Here is an 18,108-nt window from a genome sequence, read left to right as displayed (position 1 = left end):
CCGTCCCTCGCCACAACCACCCCAACCGACTCCTCACACCACTCGCTTCGTTCGTGCTGCTCGTCATCCCTCGCGCGCTCCTCACGGTCGCGCCGATGGCGCGACACGTTGGTCAACCCGCGCCATGCCGGTTGGGTCGACTCGAAAGACGCTCGGGTTCCAGCCGACCATTCGGCGCACATTCATGTCCCCTCCGGCAGACGTTCAGACGAATGCGCCGACGAGACGTACTTGCGGGGGTCGCCACGGCCGCACTGACTGGCTGTCTCGGCCAGCAGTCGGGGGCCGGCGGTGACGGTCGGATTCGCGGCAGTTGGCCACAGCGGGGCGTCGACGCCCGGAACTCGGGCTACCTCGACAGTGCTCACGGTCCCCGACAGAAGCCGTCGGTCTGGTGGTCGACTGACCTCGACGGGGCAGCACGGGCCGGTCCGGTCGTGACCCACGGGCGAGCGTTCGTCCCGACGGCTCAGTCGACGGTCGCGGTCGACACGGCCGGTGGCGACATCACGTGGTCGAAGCCCGCGAAATCGGTACCGGGTGCGACCCTCGCGGCGGCCTCACAGCGGGTGCTGATTCCCGGAGCTGACGGCTCGCTCCGGTCGCGCTCTCCCACAGATGGAGCCGAGCAGTGGACCTTCGACGCGGGTTCGCCACTGGTGACGGCGGTGAAGACGACGGGGCCAGTGGCATACGTCGGGACCGAATCGGGGACGCTCCGGGCTGTCGACGCGAGCGGGAACGAGCGCTGGCGGTCGTCGCTCGGCGGCGAACCGGTGACTGCGCCGGCGGCCCTCGGGGGCGTCGTGTACACCGGAACCGCCGCCGGTGACTTGCTCGGTCTCGAAGCCGGGTCCGGCGAGGTGTCGTGGCGCGCGAGTGTCGGGGGACGTCCCGGTGACCCGGTCGTCGCTGGCGACCTCGTCCTCACCACGGTCGGGTCCACACTGCTCGCGCTCGACGCAGAGACGGGCCAACAGATTCGTAACATCGAGACGGGGACCAGCATCCTCGGTTCGCCCGCAATCACGGACGGTGCGCGACTGTTGACTGGTGAAGACGGTGTCCTCCGGTCGCTCGCGCCAGGTGGTGAGCGCAACTGGACTGCCGACGTGGGTGCCGCCTCGGTCCCTGTCGTCGCGGGCGACGCGGTGTACGTCGGTACCGAGTCGGGCGTCGCCGCGGTCGCGCTCACTGGCGGCGCGGTCCGCTGGTCGGTCGACCTCGATGCAGTCGTCGAGTATCCGGTCGTCACGCTCGACGGCGCGGTCGTCGCCGTTACGGGGGCCGATTCAGTCGTCGCGCTGACAGCCTGACGGCGTGCCTTGCACCCCCCGAGTCAAACTTTTTCCCCGCAGAGCGCGCGCGAATAGGTATGGACCCAGGCGACATGCAGGAAGTCACGACAGGCGAGTGTACTGACTGCTACTACCTCGATACAGGCATGTACGGCACCACGGAGTACGGTGCGGTGTACATCCTCGACGCGGCACAGCCGGCCATCGTCGACACCGGCATCGGCACCAACTACGAGTACATCCTCGACGCACTGGACGAACTCGATATCGCACGCGAGGACGTCGAATATCTGATTCCGACGCACGTCCACCTCGACCACGCTGGCGGGGCTGGCTACCTCGCTGAGGCGTGCCCGAACGCGACCGTCGCGATTCACGAGCGCGCGGTCCGGCACCTCGTCGACCCATCGCGACTCTGGGAAGGCACGAAGTCGGCCGTCGGCGACCAGATAGAGTGGTACACCGAGCCGAAGCCGGTCCCCGAAGACCGCATCCAGGCGCTCGAAGACGGCGACGTCATCAAACTCGGCGACCACTCGCTGCACGCGACCGAGGCACCCGGCCACGCGCCACACCAGCACGTCTTCTACGACCCGGACAACGACGCCGTGTTCACCGCCGACGCGGCCGGTATCTACGTCCCAGCTATCGACGACGTGCGCGAGACGACGCCGCCGCCGCAGTTCGACATGGAACAGGCGCTCGCGGACGTGGAGACGGTCCGCGAAATCGACCCGTCGACGCTCCTGTTCGCACACTTCGGCCCGGCCCCAGCCGACGACCTGCTCGACGCGTACGAAGAACGACTCCAGTCGTGGGTCGGAACCGTCGAAGCGGTCCGTGCCGAGCTCGAAGACGACGAGGCAGTCGTCGCGCACTTCGCCGACGACCCGGAACTGCTCGACGTCTGGGGCGAAGAGAAGGCGTCGGGTGAGACGGCGATGAACGTCCGCGGCGTGTTGCGGTATCTGGACGGGCAGTGAGCGCATCGGGCGCGAGCCCGATGTGGGCAGTCGCGGGCCGACGCGGACAAACCGACACATAGTTCATTGGTTTTTATCTCCCCTGCGTCCTTGCCCCGTGGTATGAACTGGCGGGACGCAGAACTGGAGTACGAGGACGAGGTCGTCGGCCGGACGACACTCGCCCGGATGTTCGAGGACGCGGCCGAGCGACACGCCGAGCGACCGGCCCAGATGTACAAAGGCGGCGTGTACCATCGCTCGATGACCGAGTCGGTCCTCCCGAAGGTGCCCGACGAGGAGTACCGAGCCATCAGCTACGACGACATGCGCTCTATCGTGCGGAACCTCGCTGCGGGGTTCCGTGACCTCGGTGTCGAAGCCGACAGCCGGGTGGGTATCTTCGCGAACACTCGGATGGAGTGGGCACAGTGTGACTTCGCACTACTGGCAGCGGGCGCCGTCGTCACGACGGTCTACTCTGGCTCGTCGAAGAAACAGGTCCAGTACCTGCTCGACGACCCCGACGCCGATGGTGTCGTCGTGGAGGACGCCGACGCGATGAACCGCGTCCTCGAAGTCGAAGACGACCTCGACCTCGGCTTCATCGTCGTGATGGACTGGATCGAGGGCTACCACGACCGCGAGGACATCTACACGCTGAACGAGGTCCACGACCGCGGGGCCGAAATCTTCGACGAGGAGGCTTATCAGGGCTGGATAGACCAGCGAGAGTGGGACGACCTCGCGAGCCTCATCTACACGTCGGGGACGACCGGGAAGCCGAAGGGCGTCCAGTTGACCCACGGCAACTTCCGGGCGAACGTGAACCAGATTCGGAAGCGGTACGGCCCGCGTCCGGACAAGAGCGACCTCCCGAGCATCGACGCGACGACCAGAACCGTCTCGTTCCTCCCGCTGGCACACGTGTTCGAGCGCCTTGCCGGGCACTTCGAGATGTTCGCGGCCGGTGCCTGTGTCGCCTATGCCGAGAGTCCCGACACCCTGCAGGCCGACTTCTCGCTGGTCAAGCCGAATTGCGCGACGAGCGTGCCTCGCGTGTACGAGAAGATATACGACGCCATCCGCGAGCAGGCCGAGTCGTCCTCGACCCGCACTCGCATCTTCGAGTGGGCGACCGACGTGGGCAAGGAGTACCACACGACCGAGGACCCCGGCGTCGCCCTGCGAGCGAAAGCACGCGTCGCCGACAAACTCGTCTTCCAAAAGGTCCGTGACGCACTCGGCGGGAACGTCGAGTTCCTCATCAGCGGCGGTGGCTCGCTCTCGGCCGAACTCTGCGCGCTGTACCACGGGATGGGGCTGCCGATACTGGAGGGCTACGGCCTCACCGAGACCGCGCCCGTCGTCTCCGTCAACCCGCCGGAGGACCCGAAAATCGGCACTATCGGTCCGTCGCTTCCAGATGTCGAGGTCGAAGTCGACGAGTCCGCCGTCGAACAGGCACCGTTCGCCGACGACCCGGGCACGGTCGGCGAACTGCTCGTGAAGGGACCGAACGTCACCGACGGCTACTGGAACAAGCCAGACGAGACTGCGGAAGCGTTCACCGAGGACGGCTACTTCCGCACTGGCGACGTGGTCCACCAGCGCCCCGACGGCTATCTGGAGTTCCGCGAGCGCTCGAAACAGCTCATCGTGCTGTCGACGGGGAAGAACGTCGCACCGGGTCCCATCGAGGACGAATTCGCCGCCTCACCCATCGTCGAACAGTGCATGGTCGTCGGTGACGGCTACAAATTCATCTCGGCACTGTTCGTTCCGAACTTCGAGCGACTGCGGACGCAGGCGGCCGAAGACGGTGTCGACCTCCCGGCAGACGACGAGGCCATGCTCGACCACGAGTACGCCCGTGAGGCGGTCGAAGCCGAGGTCGAACGCATCAACCACGACCTCGACAAACACGAGCGCATCAAGAAGTTCCGCCTCGTCGCCCCGGAGTTCACCGAAGACAACGACATGCTGACGCCGACGATGAAGAAGAAACGTCGCAACATCCTCGGCCACTTCTCGGTCGAAGTCGACGAGATGTACGGCCAGTAACGGCTGACGACCGGCCGGTTTGCGCGTCGCCGCCACGTCGTTCGATTCGCCGACTTTTCTGTCGAACTGCGGCCTCAACGCTTATCCCTCGCTGTACTGTTCAATGGAATAATATGAATTGGCGGGAGGCCGAAGCAGCGTTCGACGGCGAGACTCTCGGCGAGGACTCGTTGCCGCGGACGTTCGAGCAGGCGGTGGCGAGACACGGGACGAAACCAGCACAGCGGTACAAAGGCGGCATCTACGACCGGTCGCTGGTCTCACACGGGGCGGTGGGTGCCGCTCCCGAGGGCGAGTTCGCGTCCCTCGACTACGAGAGCATGCGAGACGTGGTTCGGAACCTCGCCGCCGGCTTCCGCGCGCTTGGACTCGAACACGGCCAGCGTGTCGGCATCTTCGCCGATACGCGCATGGAGTGGGCACAGACAGACCTCGGGCTGCTCGCGGCCGGCGGCGTCGTGACGACGGTGTACAAGTCCTCGTCCCCGGCACAGGTCCAGTACCTCCTCGGGGACTCCGGGTCGGTCGGGGTCGTCGTCGAGAACGAGGAACTCCTGCAACGGGTCGAGGAAGTCGCCGAGTCGCTGGACGTGCGCTTCATCGTCGTGATGGACGACATCGGCCCTGAATACGACGACCGAGACGGGATTTACACGCTCGGTGAGGTGTACGAGCAGGGACGACAACGATTCGACGAGGAAGCGTATCAGGGCTGGATCGACGAAATCGAGCAAGCGGACCTCGCCAGCCTCGTCTATACGTCGGGGACCACCGGCCAGCCGAAAGGGGTCCAGCTGACCCACGGCAACTTCCGGGCGAACCTGAACCAGATGCTCCGGCGCTACGGTCCTCGTGACGACCGACCGGACTCGATTCCGTCGACTGGCGGGGCACAGACCATCTCGTTCCTCCCGCTGGCGCACGTCCTCGAACGCCACGCCGGCCACTTCCACATGTACATCGTCGGGGCCTGCGTCGGCTTCGCCGAGAGTCCTGATACGCTGAAAGAGGACTTCGAGAAGCTCCAGCCACAGGTGATGCTCGGTGTTCCGCGCGTGTACGAGAAACTGTACGATGCGATTCGAGAACAGGCACAGGAGTCTGCCGTCAAAGCACGCATCTTCGCGTGGGCGACCGAGGTCGCTCGGGAGCAGTATCGGACGGACTCGCCGGGTTTCGGCCTGAATCTGAAGGGTGCAATCGCCGACAAACTCGTCTTCTCGAACATCAGGCAAGCACTCGGCGGCAACGTCGAAGCGATGCTCTCGGGCGGTGGCTCGCTCTCGCCGGAACTCGCCGCGCTGTACAACGGGATGGGCCTGCCGGTGTGGGAAGCGTACGGGCTGACCGAGGCCGCGCCCGCCGTCACCGGCAACCCGCCGGAGGAGCCGAAAGTCGGTACCATCGGCCCGACGGTCGAGGACACCGACGTCCGCATCGACAAGTCGGTCATCCCGGAGGGCGAGTTGAGCGACACGCTCGGCGAGACGGGCGAACTGCTCGTGAACGGCCCGCAGGTGACCGACGGCTACTGGAACAAGCCGGTCGAGACGCGCGAGGCGTTCACCGAAGACGGCTACTTCAAGACGGGCGACATCGTCACGAAGCGCCCCGACGGCTTCTTCGTCTTCCACGAGCGCTCGAAGCAACTCGTCGTGCTGTCGACGGGGAAGAACGTCGCGCCGGCACCCATCGAGGACGCCTTCGCCGAGAGCGAAGTCATCGAACAGGTGCTCGTCATGGGCGACGGCGAGAAGTTCATCTCGGCGTTGGTGGTCCCGAACACGGAGACGATTCGCGCACTCGCAGCACAGGCCGGCGTCGACGTGCCAGCCGACGATGCAGCACTCTGCGACCACGAGTTCGCCGTCGATGCGGTCGACGACGCGGTCTCGCGTATCAACGAACACTTCGAACATCACGAGCGCATCAAGTCGTTCCGGCTGGTCGCCACCGAGTGGACCGAGGAGAACGACATGCTGACGCCGACGATGAAGAAAAAGCGAATGAAGATTCGCGACCGCCACGACGACGTCGTCGCGGAGATCTACGGGACGGTCGAATCGTCGTCTGAAGAACCCGCCACCGCCGACTGAGGGCGGACTCGACGCCGACTTTTCTCTGAAATTTTACATAACCTTTTATTATCTTCTCCGCCTGCGTAGTGTCAACACTATGGATTGGCGGGAGTCTGAAGCGGCGTTCTCCGACGAGATAACGGTCGAGAACACGCTTCCCGAGATGTTCGAAGCGACGGCGGACAGACACACTGGGCGACCGGCTCAGCGATACAAGGGTGGGGTCTACGACCGCTCGATGACGGCGACGGGGGCGCTCGATGCGGCCCCGAGCGGCGACTACGCCGAGATAACGTACGGCGAGATGCGCGAAGTGGTCCGTGACCTCGCCGCCGGCTTTCGGGCACTCGGCGTCGACCACGGGCAGCGTATCGGCCTGTTCGCCGACACACGCATGGAGTGGGCACAGTGTGACTTCGCGCTGCTCGCGGCTGGCGCGGCCGTCACGACGGTGTACAAGTCATCTTCTCCCGAGCAGGTCCGCTACCTGCTCGACGACCCCGGCGCGTCGGGCGTCGTCGTCGAGAACGAAGACTGTCTGAAACGCGTCCTCGAAGTCGTCGACGACCTCGACGTGCGCTTCATCATCTCGATAGACGAACTGCCGCCGGAACACGCCGACGAAGACGGTGTGTACACGCTCGGCGAAGTGTACGAACAGGGTCAGCAACGCTTCGACTACGAGGACTACCAGTCGTGGCTCGACGCGACCGAGATGGACGACCTCGCCAGTCTCGTCTATACATCGGGAACGACCGGCCAGCCGAAGGGCGTGCGACTCACCCACCGTAACTTCCGGTCGAACGTGAACCAGGTGTACAAACGATACGGCCCACGTCCGGGCAAGCCAGCCGGCTCGCCGACGGTCGACGAGACGACTGAGGGCGTCTCGTATCTGCCGCTGGCACACGTGTTCGAACGCCTCGCTGGGCACTTCCTCATGTTCGGTGTCGGTGCCTCTATCGCCTACGCGGAGAGTTCCGACACGCTGAAAGAGGACTTCCAGCTCGTCCAGCCGACGACGGCGACGAGCGTGCCGCGCGTGTACGAGAAAATATACGACGCCATTCGCGAGCAGGCGTCGGAGTCGTCGTTCAAACAGCGCGTGTTCGAGTGGGCGACAGGTGTGAGCCGCGACTACTACGAATCCGACCGACCCGGGGCGCTGCTCAAGGCGCGCTACTGGCTGGCCGACCGCCTCGTCTTCAGCGACGTGCGCGCCGCCCTCGGCGGCAACGTCGACTTCCTCATCAGCGGCGGCGGCACGTTGTCGGCCGAACTCTGTACGCTGTACCACGGGATGGGCCTCCCCATCTACGAGGGGTACGGCCTGACCGAGTGTTCGCCGGTCGTGACGACGAACCCGCCGGAAGAACCGAAAATCGGCACAATCGGACCGGTGCTCTCCGGCGTCGACACCCGCATCGACACGTCGGTCGTCCCCGAGGGCGAGTTCGACGACGCGCTCGGCAAGTTCGGCGAGTTGCTGGTCAGCGGCCCGAACGTCACCGACGGCTACTGGGACCAGCCCGGTGAGACCGCACAGTCGTTCACCGACGACGGCTACTTCCGCACCGGCGACATCGTCCAGCAGCGACCGGACGGCTACCTCGTCTTCCGCGAGCGCGCCAAGCAGTTACTCGTGCTCTCGACGGGCAAGAACGTCGCACCAGCACCTATCGAAGACGCCTTCGCGGCGAACCGCTTCATCGAACAGGCGTTCGTCCTCGGCGACGGTGAGAAGTTCGTCGCCGCGTTGCTCGTGCCGAACATCCCTGCCCTGCGCGAGGAAGCCGCAGCCGTCGACCTAACGCTGCCCGACGACCCCGAGGCGCTCTGCGAACACCCGCACGTCCACGAAATCGTCGAAGGCGAGGTCGATGCGGTCAACGAACGATTCGAGAGTCACGAACAGATAAAGCGGTTCGAACTCGTCCCCGAGGAGTTCACCGAGGCGAACGACCTGATGACCCCGACGATGAAGAAGAAGCGCCGGAACATCGTCGAGCGGTACGACCACCTCGTCGCGGAGATGTACGATAGGGGACAGGCCACCGACGTGACGCAGACCGACGACTGACCAAATTCGGAAACATGGGCAATTTATTCTGGTATTAGTGAAAGAACCGTCGTTTCCACACCGATAATCCCAGATAGAGCATCGAATTTTCACGACGGCAAGCGGTTCGTTTATACCGGATGGGGCCTTCGTCCAGCGTACATGGTCTTCGACCGAGGTGTCCCCGAATTCGCCCTGGCCGTTGCCGCTGAGAGCCACGGGAGCGACTTGCTCACGCTCGTCGCGCTCATCATCGCACTCGGCGTCGTGGCGCAGGTGCTCGGGGACCGCTTTCGCGTTCCCAGCGTCCTGTTCCTCATCATCGCCGGCATTCTCGTCGGCCCGGAAGGCGCGGGATTGGTCACGCTGGAGACGTTCGGCGGGGCTGGCCCGTTGTCGGCTATCGTCGGGCTCGCCGTCGCCATCATCGTCTTCGAGGGCGCGTTCCACCTAAAACTCGATAAGCTCCGGCAAGCGCCGTCAGCGACCATCCGGCTGGTCACTATCGGGGCGGCCATCTCGCTCGTCGGGACGGCTATCACCGTCCACTACCTGCTGGGTGCCAGCTGGGGCATCTCGTTCCTCGTCGGGTCGTTGCTCGTGGCGACCGGACCGACGGTCATCACGCCGATTCTCGAAGTGGTCGCCGTCCGTGACCGTGTCGAGGCGGCGCTCGAAACTGAGGGCATCGTCAACGACGTGACGGCGGCGATTCTCGCCATCGTCATCTTCGAGACGCTGCGCGTCGAGGAGCCGGGCGTCCAGGAGTACGTCCGACTGTTCGCCGAGCGCCTCGGCACCGGCTTGCTGGTTGGCGTCATCGTCGCAGGCGTCATCTGGTACCTGCTTCGCCACGTCGACCTCTCGCCAGACAACGCGCCCCAGAACGCGCGACTGTTGACGCTGACCGGGGCCATCGTCGCGTTCGCCACCGCGAACGCGGTGTACTCAGAGGCCGGGGTCGCGGCGACCGCGACGGCCGGATTCCTGCTCGGCAACGCCGACCTGCCCTACGAGGAGCAGATAGAGGAGTTCAAAGGCGACGTGACGCTGCTGGTCCTCTCGTTCGTGTTCATCGGACTGGCGGCGTTGCTGGAGTTCCAGAAGCTAATCGACCTCGGTTGGCAGGGACTGGCAGTCGTGTTCATCGTCGCCCTGCTCCTCCGGCCCGCGCTGGTCCTACTCAGCACCACTGGCGACCGGCTCACGTTCGACGAGCGTATGTTCATCAGCTTCGTCGGCCCGCGCGGCATCATCCCCGCGTCGGTCGCCACGCTGTTCGCGCTCACCCTGCAGGACCCGACGGTCGCCCCCACCAACCAGGTGGGCGCTAACATCCTCGTCGGCACCGTCTTCCTCACCATCCTGCTCACGGTCGTGTTCGAAGCCGGACTCGCCCGGCAGATTGCGGAGTTCCTAGATGTGATTCCAATGCGTGTACTCGTCATCGGCGGCGGCAAAGTCGGCAGACAACTCGCCGCCCGCCTCGAAAACCGTGGAGAGAACGTCGTCATCGTCGAGAAGAACCCGGACATCGTCGAGACTGCTCGCGAGTCCGGCTTCGCAGCCCGCATCGGCGACGGCACCGACACCGACGTGTTGCGTGCCGCCGGTGCGGACAACGCGAAGATACTCGTTGCCGCGACCGGCGACGACGACGCGAACCTCCTCGTGGCACAGCTCGCAAACAGCAAGTTCGACATCGACACGGTCATCGCCCGGGCGAACAACCCGGACAACGTCGACGCGTTCGAAGACCTCGGCGTGCGGACTATCTCCGCGACGATGGCGACGGCGTGGGCCATCGACAACGAGATAGAACGCCCGGCGCTCGCCAACTGGATGACTCACATCGGCGACAGCGGGGACGTCCAAGAGATAGAGGTCACCTCGTCCGAACTCGTCGGCCGCACAGTGCGCGAAATCGGCCCGGAACTGCCCGAGGGCTGTCTCATCGCGCTCGTGAGTCGCAACGGTGACACGCAGGTGCCCGACGCCGACTTCACGGTGCAAGAAGGCGACCGCCTGACGTTCATCGGTCGAAACGAGGGCGTTCGACAGGCGATGACGTTCTGTCACCCCTCGGACGAATAGTCGGATTTTCGGCTCGTCCTCACTTTTGCAGTCGATGTGCCAGCAGTGCGAACAGGGTCAACGTGACGTACAATCCTGCGCTGAAAGCGAGAAACGAGACGAGTCTGTCGAAGACGACGCCAGCGGTGCCGGAAACACCGAAGAAGTCAGTCGACGCGCCTGCAAAGATTGGGTCCAGTACTGCTGACGTCGCGCCACCGAGTCCGGCGTAGAACGCGCGCCAGCGGTCGACGAGTGGCGGATGGTGGTCGTTGTGGGACTGTTGTTCCGACATGGGGGACTCGACCAGTTCTTCTCACCGATACGACAAAATTGTTCGGTGCGACCGGTCGGCAGCGTCGCTTCGGAACTGAGAAAAACCGCGGGCGAATCTCACACCCGGTCGAGGGTCGTGTACAGGCCGTAGGCGACGCCGACACTGACGACAACCGCGATGACGAAACCCAGTTGACCGCCTAGTTGGCCGTGCGGCCGGAGGGGGCCGAAGGTGGTCAACCAGAACACGACGAGATACGCGACGACGACCGAGCCGAGCGCGTTGAGTACGTCCAGCCACGGAATCGTCTGGCGATCGTTCATACACAGAACATGTATGAGTTATGTCATAAATCTGTCGGTGATTTGCGGCCAAACCGGGGACGACGTGGTCGTCTTCCAGCACGTCCACGGCAGACGTGTCACCGTCGGCCGAGTCTCGCAACAACGTTTATCGGGAATTGCCCGCAACAGTGGAGGTATGAACCACTCGAAGGGGCCACTGCTCACACTCGACGTGAGCGCACGTGAGGCACGGGAAACGGACATCGACGACGTGCTGTCGTCGTTCATCGGCGGTCGCGGCGTGGCAGTGAAACTGGCACACGAGCGCGTCCCGTTCGACGCCGAGCCGTTCGGCCCGGAGAACTCGCTCTTTTTCGCGACGGGACCGATGCAGCACTCGCAGATGTCCTTTACCGGTCGGATGAACTGTACCGGTATCTCGCCGCTGACCGGCGGCCTGCTCTCGTCGAACGCGGGCGGCTTCCTGTCGCGGAACTTCACGGGCACGGGCTACAGTGCAGTCGAGGTCACCGGGAAAAGCGACGATCTGCTCGCCATCCACGTCACCGACGAGGGCGTCGAGTTCGAGGACGTTTCCGACCTCGAAGGCGCGACGACGTCCGAGGTCTCCGAGTATATGACTGAACAGCACGACCTCGACGAGGACCAGGTGGCCTGTATCGGCCCGGCCGGTGAGAACCTCGTCCGATTCGCGTCCATCCTGACGACGGAGACGCGGGCGTTCGGCCGCGGCGGCCTCGGTGCCGTCCTCGGTTCGAAGGGTGTGAAGGCGCTCACCTTCGAGGGCGACTCGACCCGCGAAGTCGAAATCGACCCCATCCAGATGGACGTCCACCGCGAGGCGGCCACGACCGACCACATCATGAAGCGACAGGGGACCTCCAGCGTCACCGAGTTCGCGAACCACGTCGGCGCGCTCCCGACGCGATACTTCTCGGAACTGGAGTTCGAGGGTGCGGCTGGCATCGGCGGCGACGCCGTCGAGGAGAAGAAGTACAAGAAAGGAACCTGCTCTGCGTGTGCCTTCGCGTGCAAACTCCCGACGAAGGACGAGGAATCCGGCGTGGAAACCGAGGGGCCGGAGTACGAGACCGTCATGGCGTTCGGTTCGAACGCGGGCGTCGACGACGTCGTCGACGTGATGAAGTCGAACGAACTCTGCGACGAACTCGGGATGGACACCATCTCCGCGGGCGACGTCGTCTCGGCCTACCTCGCCAGCGAGGACGCTTTCGGCGACGCCGACCTGATTCACGAAACGGTCGAGAAGATAGCCGCCCGCGAGGACATCGGGGACACGCTCGCCGAAGGAGTCGCGCGCTGTCACGAGGAACTGGGCGTCGAGAACTGGTCCGTAAAGGGACTGGAGTTCCCGGCTCACGACGGCCGTACGCTGAACGGCCAGGGCCTCGCCTTCGCCACGTCGAACCGCGGCGCGGACCACATGTACGCCGAGTTCTACGCGCTGGAGTACCCACTCGTCGGGAAGGACGAAGCAGTTCCGAAGGAAGGACTGGAGGGGAAGGCCCCGAAGGTCGCCTACAAGGAGAACCACAACGCGGTGCTCGACTCCGGCGTCGTCTGCAAGTTCTCGCGTGACTTCATCAGTGGAGAGACGCTCGGGAAACTCCTCGACGAGGACTACGACGACTTGCTCTCGGTCGGCGCGCGCATCGTCGAACTCGAACGCCACTTCAACAACCAGCGTGGGTTCGACCGCGGCGACGACGTTCTCCCGTACGACATCCCCGACTTCGACGACGCCCTCTCGGCGTACTACGCCGAGCGCGGCTGGAACGACGACGGGACCGTCCCGGACGACAACGTAACTGGTCACGCTGTCGCCGACGACTGACGATGAACTCCGCGGTCATCTCCACGTTGCCCGACGAGCACCACCAGCGCGTCCTCGACTGCTGGGATGACCTGCACGACGAGTTCGGTATCGACCCGGCGGGCGAACTTCCACCGCCACACATCTCCTACCACGTCGCGGAGAAGTACGACGCCACGACGGTCGAATCGCGACTGCACTCCGTGACCTCGGAACTCGACGCCTTTACCGTCCGAACCGGTGGCCTCGGCGTCTTCACGGCCGCGCCTGTCGTCTACCTCCCGCTCGCGCGTTCGCCGAGTCTGGCCCGACTCCACGACAGCCTCTGGACGCGCCTCACCGACTTCGCCGAGCACGCCGACGACTACTACCACCCCGACCGGTGGTTCCCGCACGTCACGCTGGCGTACTACAGCCTCGACCACGAAGTGCTCGGCGACGTGCTATCGTACCTCTCTGCGAGGGAGTTCGACTGGGAGATGGAGATTACGGATATCGCGCATCTGGAGTCGAGCGATGGGGAGACGCGCATCTGTTCGCGCGTCGAACTGTAGCGGGACCTCGTTTTTCACACCGTCAACTCGGCGAAACGCTGCCCAGCGTGCCAGTACGCGACGCCACCGACGGCCGCGAGTAAGGCCACGTCGCCGACGACAGCGAGAACGCCGACGAGGTTCGGGAGCGCGACGAGACCGCCGAGGCCCGGCGCGCCGACGAGGAACATCGTGAACATGTAGGCGAAGACGGCTGCCCGGGTTGGACTCGTGGCCGACCCGTCGGCCAGTGCGTCGAGCGATGGGAGGACGAACCCGAGACTCGTCGAGATGGCCGCGCCTGCCGCGGCGACGACGAACCCCCACACCACAGCACAGACGACGAACAGCAGCGACAGGTCGGCGAGGAACTGTGCGACGATGGCCGCGAGCAGGAGCGCCGGGCCGGCCCCGAGGAGGCCAGCGAGGACGTAGCCACGGACGACCCGTCCGCCAGCGACGGGCGTCGTGAGCAGTGCGGGAAGCGCGTTCCCCTCCAGTGCGAGTGGGTTGAGTGTCAGGGTCAGGCCGCCGCTCGCGGCGGCGAGCAAGACGATGAACGCGGGACCGATGCGAGAGTCGATGCTCCCTTGGAGCGCGACGCTGACGAGGATGAACGGTGGCAGTGCGAGCTGGACGAGTGCCCGGGGATTGCGGAGCATTCTGAGCCACGCGCGCCGGGCGACCGCCCGAGTGGGGCGGGTCGTCACTGGTGCGGCGAGAGAGACGATTGCGGCGGTGGAGCGACTGCCGACTGTCGTGCCGCCCTGCTCGCCGCCACTGCTGTCACCGAACCAGACGCGGTCGGCCGCACGCTCGGTGCAGAAGACACCGATGGGGAGCACGACGAGCGTTCCCACGAGGGCCGCGCCAGCCCGTTGGAGCGAGCCGCCGCCGGTCCCTACGAGGAACCAGTCGGCGTACCACCCCGGCGGCAAGTCGGCGAGCAGTGGCCGGACCAGGTCGGGGTTCACGACGGTGAACACGACTAGCACCACGGGGACGACGGCGACGACCTGTGGGTAGCGGTTCGCGACTGGAACGCGCCGGAGGAAGGGGCCAAGCCCGATACCGAGGGCTGTGCCCGTGACGGCGGCGGTCGTGGTCCCGACCACGGCGGCGGTGAGACCGAGCAGCCCGGCGGCCGGGGCACCGCCGAGGACGCTCTGGACGAAGAGCGCCACACCGACGACGCCGGCGAACACGCCGTGTTCGACCGTGTGTGTGAGCAACGTCGCGTGGACGGTCTGGCGGAGGCCGACCGCAGGTAACACCGCGTTCCCTGCTCGCACGTCGTCCAGCGAGCGCGGTGCGCCGAGTGCGGCTGTCAGCGCGATAAACGTCCACAGGCCAGCGGCGACCATCCGGGCGTCGGCGGCCGCTGGCTGGCCAGCGAGCGCGTCGCCACTGACGAACGACGGAACGACCAACGAGAGGAGTAAGAGTCGAAGCGCCGCACTCTTCGGGTGGTCGCGGATTCGCCGCAGGGTACAGCGGAGTTCGGTCGCCGCGACGGCCGCGGCCTGCATCACGCCTTCATCACTCGATGTCCGTCGTAATCTCGAGGAAGGCGTCCTCCAGACTGCGGGTCTGGCTCGCGGTCGCGCCGTCGCCGGCGCCACCTGCCTCGGCCGTCTCTGCACGACGTTTCAGGTCGTCGGGTGCGCCTTCGGCCACGATGCGGCCGTCGTGGAGAACACCGATGCGGTCGGCGAGTTCGTCGACGACCGGGAGGATGTGTGTCGAGAGGAACACGGTCATCTCCTGGTCGGCGAGGTCGGCGATGGTGTCGCGCATCGTCCGGGCGGCCCGCGGGTCGAGGCCAGAGGTCGGTTCGTCTAAAAACACCACGTCGGGTTCGTGCAGGACCGCCTGAATCACGCCGGTCTTCTGGCGCATCCCTTTCGAGTACGCGTCGATGCGTTTGTCGGCGTCCTCGTACAGGTCGAACCGCTTGAGCAGGGACTCGATGCGCTCGTCGGCCGCGTCGTCGGGGATGTCGCGCAAGCCAGCGATGTACTGCAACTGTTCCATGGCCGTGAGTTCGTCGTACAGCGGCGGCTCCTCCGGCAGGTAGCCGATGTGTGGCGTCACAGCGTCACGCTGGGTGATAGGCTGGCCGGCGACGCGGGCCTCACCCGACGTGGGTCGAGTGAGCGTCGTCAGCATCCGCATGGTCGTCGTCTTGCCCGCCCCGTTCGGGCCGAGGAAGCCGTACACCTCCCCGGACTCGATGTGGAGGTCGATGTCACGGACTGCCGTCTCTCCATCGTACGCTTTCGTGAGCGAGTCCGTCTCGATGGCGGGCTGGGTCATGGTCGCCGCTTCTCTGGCCAACAGTATGAAACTTCTCGAATGTGTTTTCCCGGAGAAAAAGTCGGTCCCTGCGCGGCGGTCAGTCCGCGATGAGTAACCGGTCGGCGCGCTCTTCCAGTTCGTCGAGTCGGTCGGTGACACTGACGGCTGCCTCGCCCTCGCCGTGTGGGGCCACCCACAGCAACTCGCCATCGTCGTCGTACGAGGCGAGTGCGACCAGCGGGAGGATCTGCATGGTCACCGGCTGGCTACCACGCTGGAGCACCGCCGTCCGGGAGAACGCCCGGAGGTCGTTCTCGGTGGCTTCGGCCCACTCGCGGTAGCTGGCGAGTCGTTCACTCGCCTTCCGTTCCGAGTCCGTGGTGGCGTCGTCGGGGGCGATAGGTGCGTACTTTCCCCACTGTTCGACGTGGACCTCGTCTACGACGCCACTCGCTTCGAGTCCCTTCGCACACTCGACGAGGCCCTTCTCGTGTCTGCACATCCACTCGCACGACGGGCGCAGCCATAGCTCCAGGCGCGTCCCGCTCGGGTAGTCTTCTGTCATGCCTGTACAGACGGTGCGAAGGTATCTAAGGTGTGTGGGTCTATGTCACACAGTGGCGTGTCAGTACGAAACGACGACGCCAGTCGGCGAACCAGCCGTTATCCCGACACAGTCGTTCGGTTTTTCGCGGACGGTTCGGTCATACGTTTCAACAGAAAGATACTGTCAAACGTCCTCATTGGCTGACAAACGTCGTGTTCGTGCGCGGATATTTCAGCGAACAGTTCACTCGGCACTCGATGATATAGAAATCGAACAACTCGGCGAAGTGAGTACTGCTGTCGGCTGGCAAACTTGTTTGATAGTTACCATCTCAATTGCCGAGTGTACTCATTTTCAGTCACCTCAGAAAGACAGTAAATGTGTACTGATAGTGAGTGATGCAGATACCCCGATACGACCGCTTCAAACGGCCGGAAACCGGGCCGAAATCTCTCCGATTCCCCATCACTGTGAACGGTCCGAAAACAGACTATCGAAAAACAGACCTGAACGAAACGAGGGAACTCTCGCGAACTGTGTCGCCTTACTCGCTCTCGACGTCGAACTCGATGGCTGCGCCCTGTCCGAAGCCGACACAGAGCGTGGCGAGACCGCGGCCGCCGCCGCGCTTTCGGAGTTCGTGGATGAGCGTCACGGGGAGGCGAGCGCCGGAGGCCCCGAGCGGGTGGCCGATGGCGATGGCCCCACCGTTGACGTTGAAGATATCCTCGTCGATGCCGAGTTCTTCACGGGCGTAGACGGTCTGACTGGCGAACGCCTCGTTGAGTTCGACGAGGTCGTAGTCGTCGATGTCACGACCGTTGCGCTCCAGCAGGCCACGGGTCGCCGGGACCGGGCCGATACCCATGACGGTCGGGTCGACGCCAGCGACGTTGTTCATGCCGACCTCGGCGAGGACTTCGAGGTCGTTCTCCTCGGCGTACTCCTTCGACGTGACGAGCAGTGCGGCCGCGCCGTCGGAAATCTGCGAGGAGTTCCCGGCCGTCACGTCCTTCATGAACGCCGGCGGGAGACCCTGCAGATCCTCGAAGGTGGTGCCGGGGCGGATGCCTTCGTCTTTCGTGACCGTGCCGTCGTCGGTCTCGATGGGGACGATTTCGTCCTCGAAGCGACCTTCTTCGGTCGCCTCGTGGGCGCGCTGCTGGCTCTGAGCCGCGTAGCGGTCCTGTGCTTCGCGCGAGATGTCGTACTCTTCGGCGACCTTCTCGGCGGTCATGCCCATCGAGAGTTCCGCGACGTTGTACATCTCGAGGAACGCGGGGTGGAAGCTACGGCCGTCCATGCCGCCTTCCATCGGGACGTTCGTCATGTGCTCGAAGCCGCCCGCGATGAGGCAGTCGCGGTTGCCCGCCGCGACGGCGTCACTGGCGGACATCACGGCCTGCATCGAGGAGGCGCACCAGCGGTTGATGGTCGTCGCCGGGACGTTCTCGCCGAGTTCGGAGAGCAAGGCGATGACGCGGGCGACGTTGTTGTCCTGATGGCCTCGCTGCTGGGCACAGCCCCAGAGCAGGTCGTCCACGTCGTCGGAGTCGATGCCCGTCTCTGCGAGAATCTCGTCGATGAGTGTGACGGCGAGGTCTTCGCCACGGGTGTCGGCGTAGACGCCACCCTTCTTCCCTTGCGGGGTCCGGAACGCTGCCGCGATGACCGGCGTGTTTGCTGCCATGGTGAGACACTGGGAGTGCGTCCCCTTAAATCACTGTAGAACCCAAAGTAATCGCAACTAGAGTTTATGTTCTGGAGTCTGTTTTCGACG

At 64.8% G+C, this 18,108-nt stretch carries 14 protein-coding genes; 8 read left to right on the top strand and 6 right to left on the bottom strand.

The window, feature by feature from the left end:
• Positions 1-212 precede the first annotated feature (212 nt).
• From ACSC1P_RS08170 to ACSC1P_RS08145, 6 genes are all read left to right on the top strand, one after another.
• Entirely contained in the window at positions 213-1,316 is a 1,104-nt protein-coding gene (locus ACSC1P_RS08170; RefSeq protein ID WP_435359647.1) for an outer membrane protein assembly factor BamB family protein, read from the top strand.
• 59 nt (positions 1,317-1,375) lie between these two features.
• Complete coding sequence (locus ACSC1P_RS08165) at positions 1,376-2,281, top strand: MBL fold metallo-hydrolase (protein WP_435359646.1); 906 nt, start codon at positions 1,376-1,378, stop codon at positions 2,279-2,281.
• 102 nt (positions 2,282-2,383) lie between these two features.
• On the top strand, positions 2,384-4,324 hold the full coding sequence (locus ACSC1P_RS08160) for an AMP-dependent synthetase/ligase (protein ID WP_435359645.1): 1,941 nt from the start codon (positions 2,384-2,386) through the stop codon (positions 4,322-4,324).
• Between the two features lie 113 nt (positions 4,325-4,437).
• Positions 4,438-6,420, top strand: a complete 1,983-nt coding sequence (locus ACSC1P_RS08155; RefSeq protein WP_435359644.1) for an AMP-dependent synthetase/ligase — start codon at positions 4,438-4,440, stop codon at positions 6,418-6,420.
• A 79-nt stretch (positions 6,421-6,499) separates the two neighbouring features.
• Positions 6,500-8,482, top strand: a complete 1,983-nt coding sequence (locus ACSC1P_RS08150) for an AMP-dependent synthetase/ligase (RefSeq protein ID WP_435359643.1) — start codon at positions 6,500-6,502, stop codon at positions 8,480-8,482.
• Positions 8,483-8,623: 141 nt separating this feature from the next.
• The gene (locus tag ACSC1P_RS08145) at positions 8,624-10,555 is read left to right on the top strand and encodes a cation:proton antiporter domain-containing protein (protein WP_435359642.1); all 1,932 of its coding nucleotides are present in this window, start codon (positions 8,624-8,626) and stop codon (positions 10,553-10,555) included.
• Between the two features lie 19 nt (positions 10,556-10,574).
• On the opposite strand, the gene ACSC1P_RS08140 is transcribed toward ACSC1P_RS08145, so the two are convergent.
• Both ACSC1P_RS08140 and ACSC1P_RS08135 read right to left on the bottom strand, forming a co-directional pair.
• Positions 10,575-10,829, bottom strand: a complete 255-nt coding sequence (locus tag ACSC1P_RS08140; protein WP_435359641.1) for a hypothetical protein — start codon at positions 10,827-10,829, stop codon at positions 10,575-10,577.
• 98 nt (positions 10,830-10,927) lie between these two features.
• Positions 10,928-11,134 carry a hypothetical protein gene (locus ACSC1P_RS08135; RefSeq protein WP_435359640.1) on the bottom strand — a complete coding sequence of 69 codons (207 nt, stop codon included), beginning with the start codon at positions 11,132-11,134 and terminating at the stop codon, positions 10,928-10,930.
• A 157-nt stretch (positions 11,135-11,291) separates the two neighbouring features.
• On the opposite strand from ACSC1P_RS08135, the gene ACSC1P_RS08130 reads away from it, so the two are divergent.
• Positions 11,292-12,971, top strand: coding sequence for an aldehyde ferredoxin oxidoreductase family protein (locus ACSC1P_RS08130; protein WP_435359639.1), 1,680 nt, complete (start codon positions 11,292-11,294; stop codon positions 12,969-12,971).
• Positions 12,972-12,973: 2 nt separating this feature from the next.
• Positions 12,974-13,504, top strand: a complete 531-nt coding sequence (locus ACSC1P_RS08125; RefSeq protein ID WP_435359638.1) for a 2'-5' RNA ligase family protein — start codon at positions 12,974-12,976, stop codon at positions 13,502-13,504.
• A gap of 14 nt (positions 13,505-13,518) precedes the next feature.
• Here the strand turns inward: ACSC1P_RS08125 and ACSC1P_RS08120 are convergent, their stop codons facing one another.
• The 4 genes from ACSC1P_RS08120 to ACSC1P_RS08105 form a co-directional block, all read right to left on the bottom strand.
• Positions 13,519-15,012, bottom strand: a complete 1,494-nt coding sequence (locus ACSC1P_RS08120) for a hypothetical protein (RefSeq protein ID WP_435359637.1) — start codon at positions 15,010-15,012, stop codon at positions 13,519-13,521.
• Positions 15,013-15,022: 10 nt separating this feature from the next.
• The gene (locus tag ACSC1P_RS08115) at positions 15,023-15,799 is read right to left on the bottom strand and encodes an ABC transporter ATP-binding protein (protein WP_435359636.1); all 777 of its coding nucleotides are present in this window, start codon (positions 15,797-15,799) and stop codon (positions 15,023-15,025) included.
• 79 nt (positions 15,800-15,878) lie between these two features.
• Positions 15,879-16,346, bottom strand: coding sequence for an HTH domain-containing protein (locus tag ACSC1P_RS08110; protein WP_435359635.1), 468 nt, complete (start codon positions 16,344-16,346; stop codon positions 15,879-15,881).
• 526 nt (positions 16,347-16,872) lie between these two features.
• Positions 16,873-18,018: a thiolase family protein gene (locus ACSC1P_RS08105; protein ID WP_435359634.1), complete on the bottom strand. Its 1,146-nt coding sequence runs from the start codon at positions 18,016-18,018 to the stop codon at positions 16,873-16,875.
• Positions 18,019-18,108: the final 90 nt, after the last annotated feature.

The organism is Haloarchaeobius caseinilyticus (assembly GCF_051207395.1).
Classification (GTDB): Archaea; Halobacteriota; Halobacteria; order Halobacteriales; family Natrialbaceae; genus Haloarchaeobius.
This window is presented reverse-complemented; position numbering and strand designations above follow the sequence as displayed.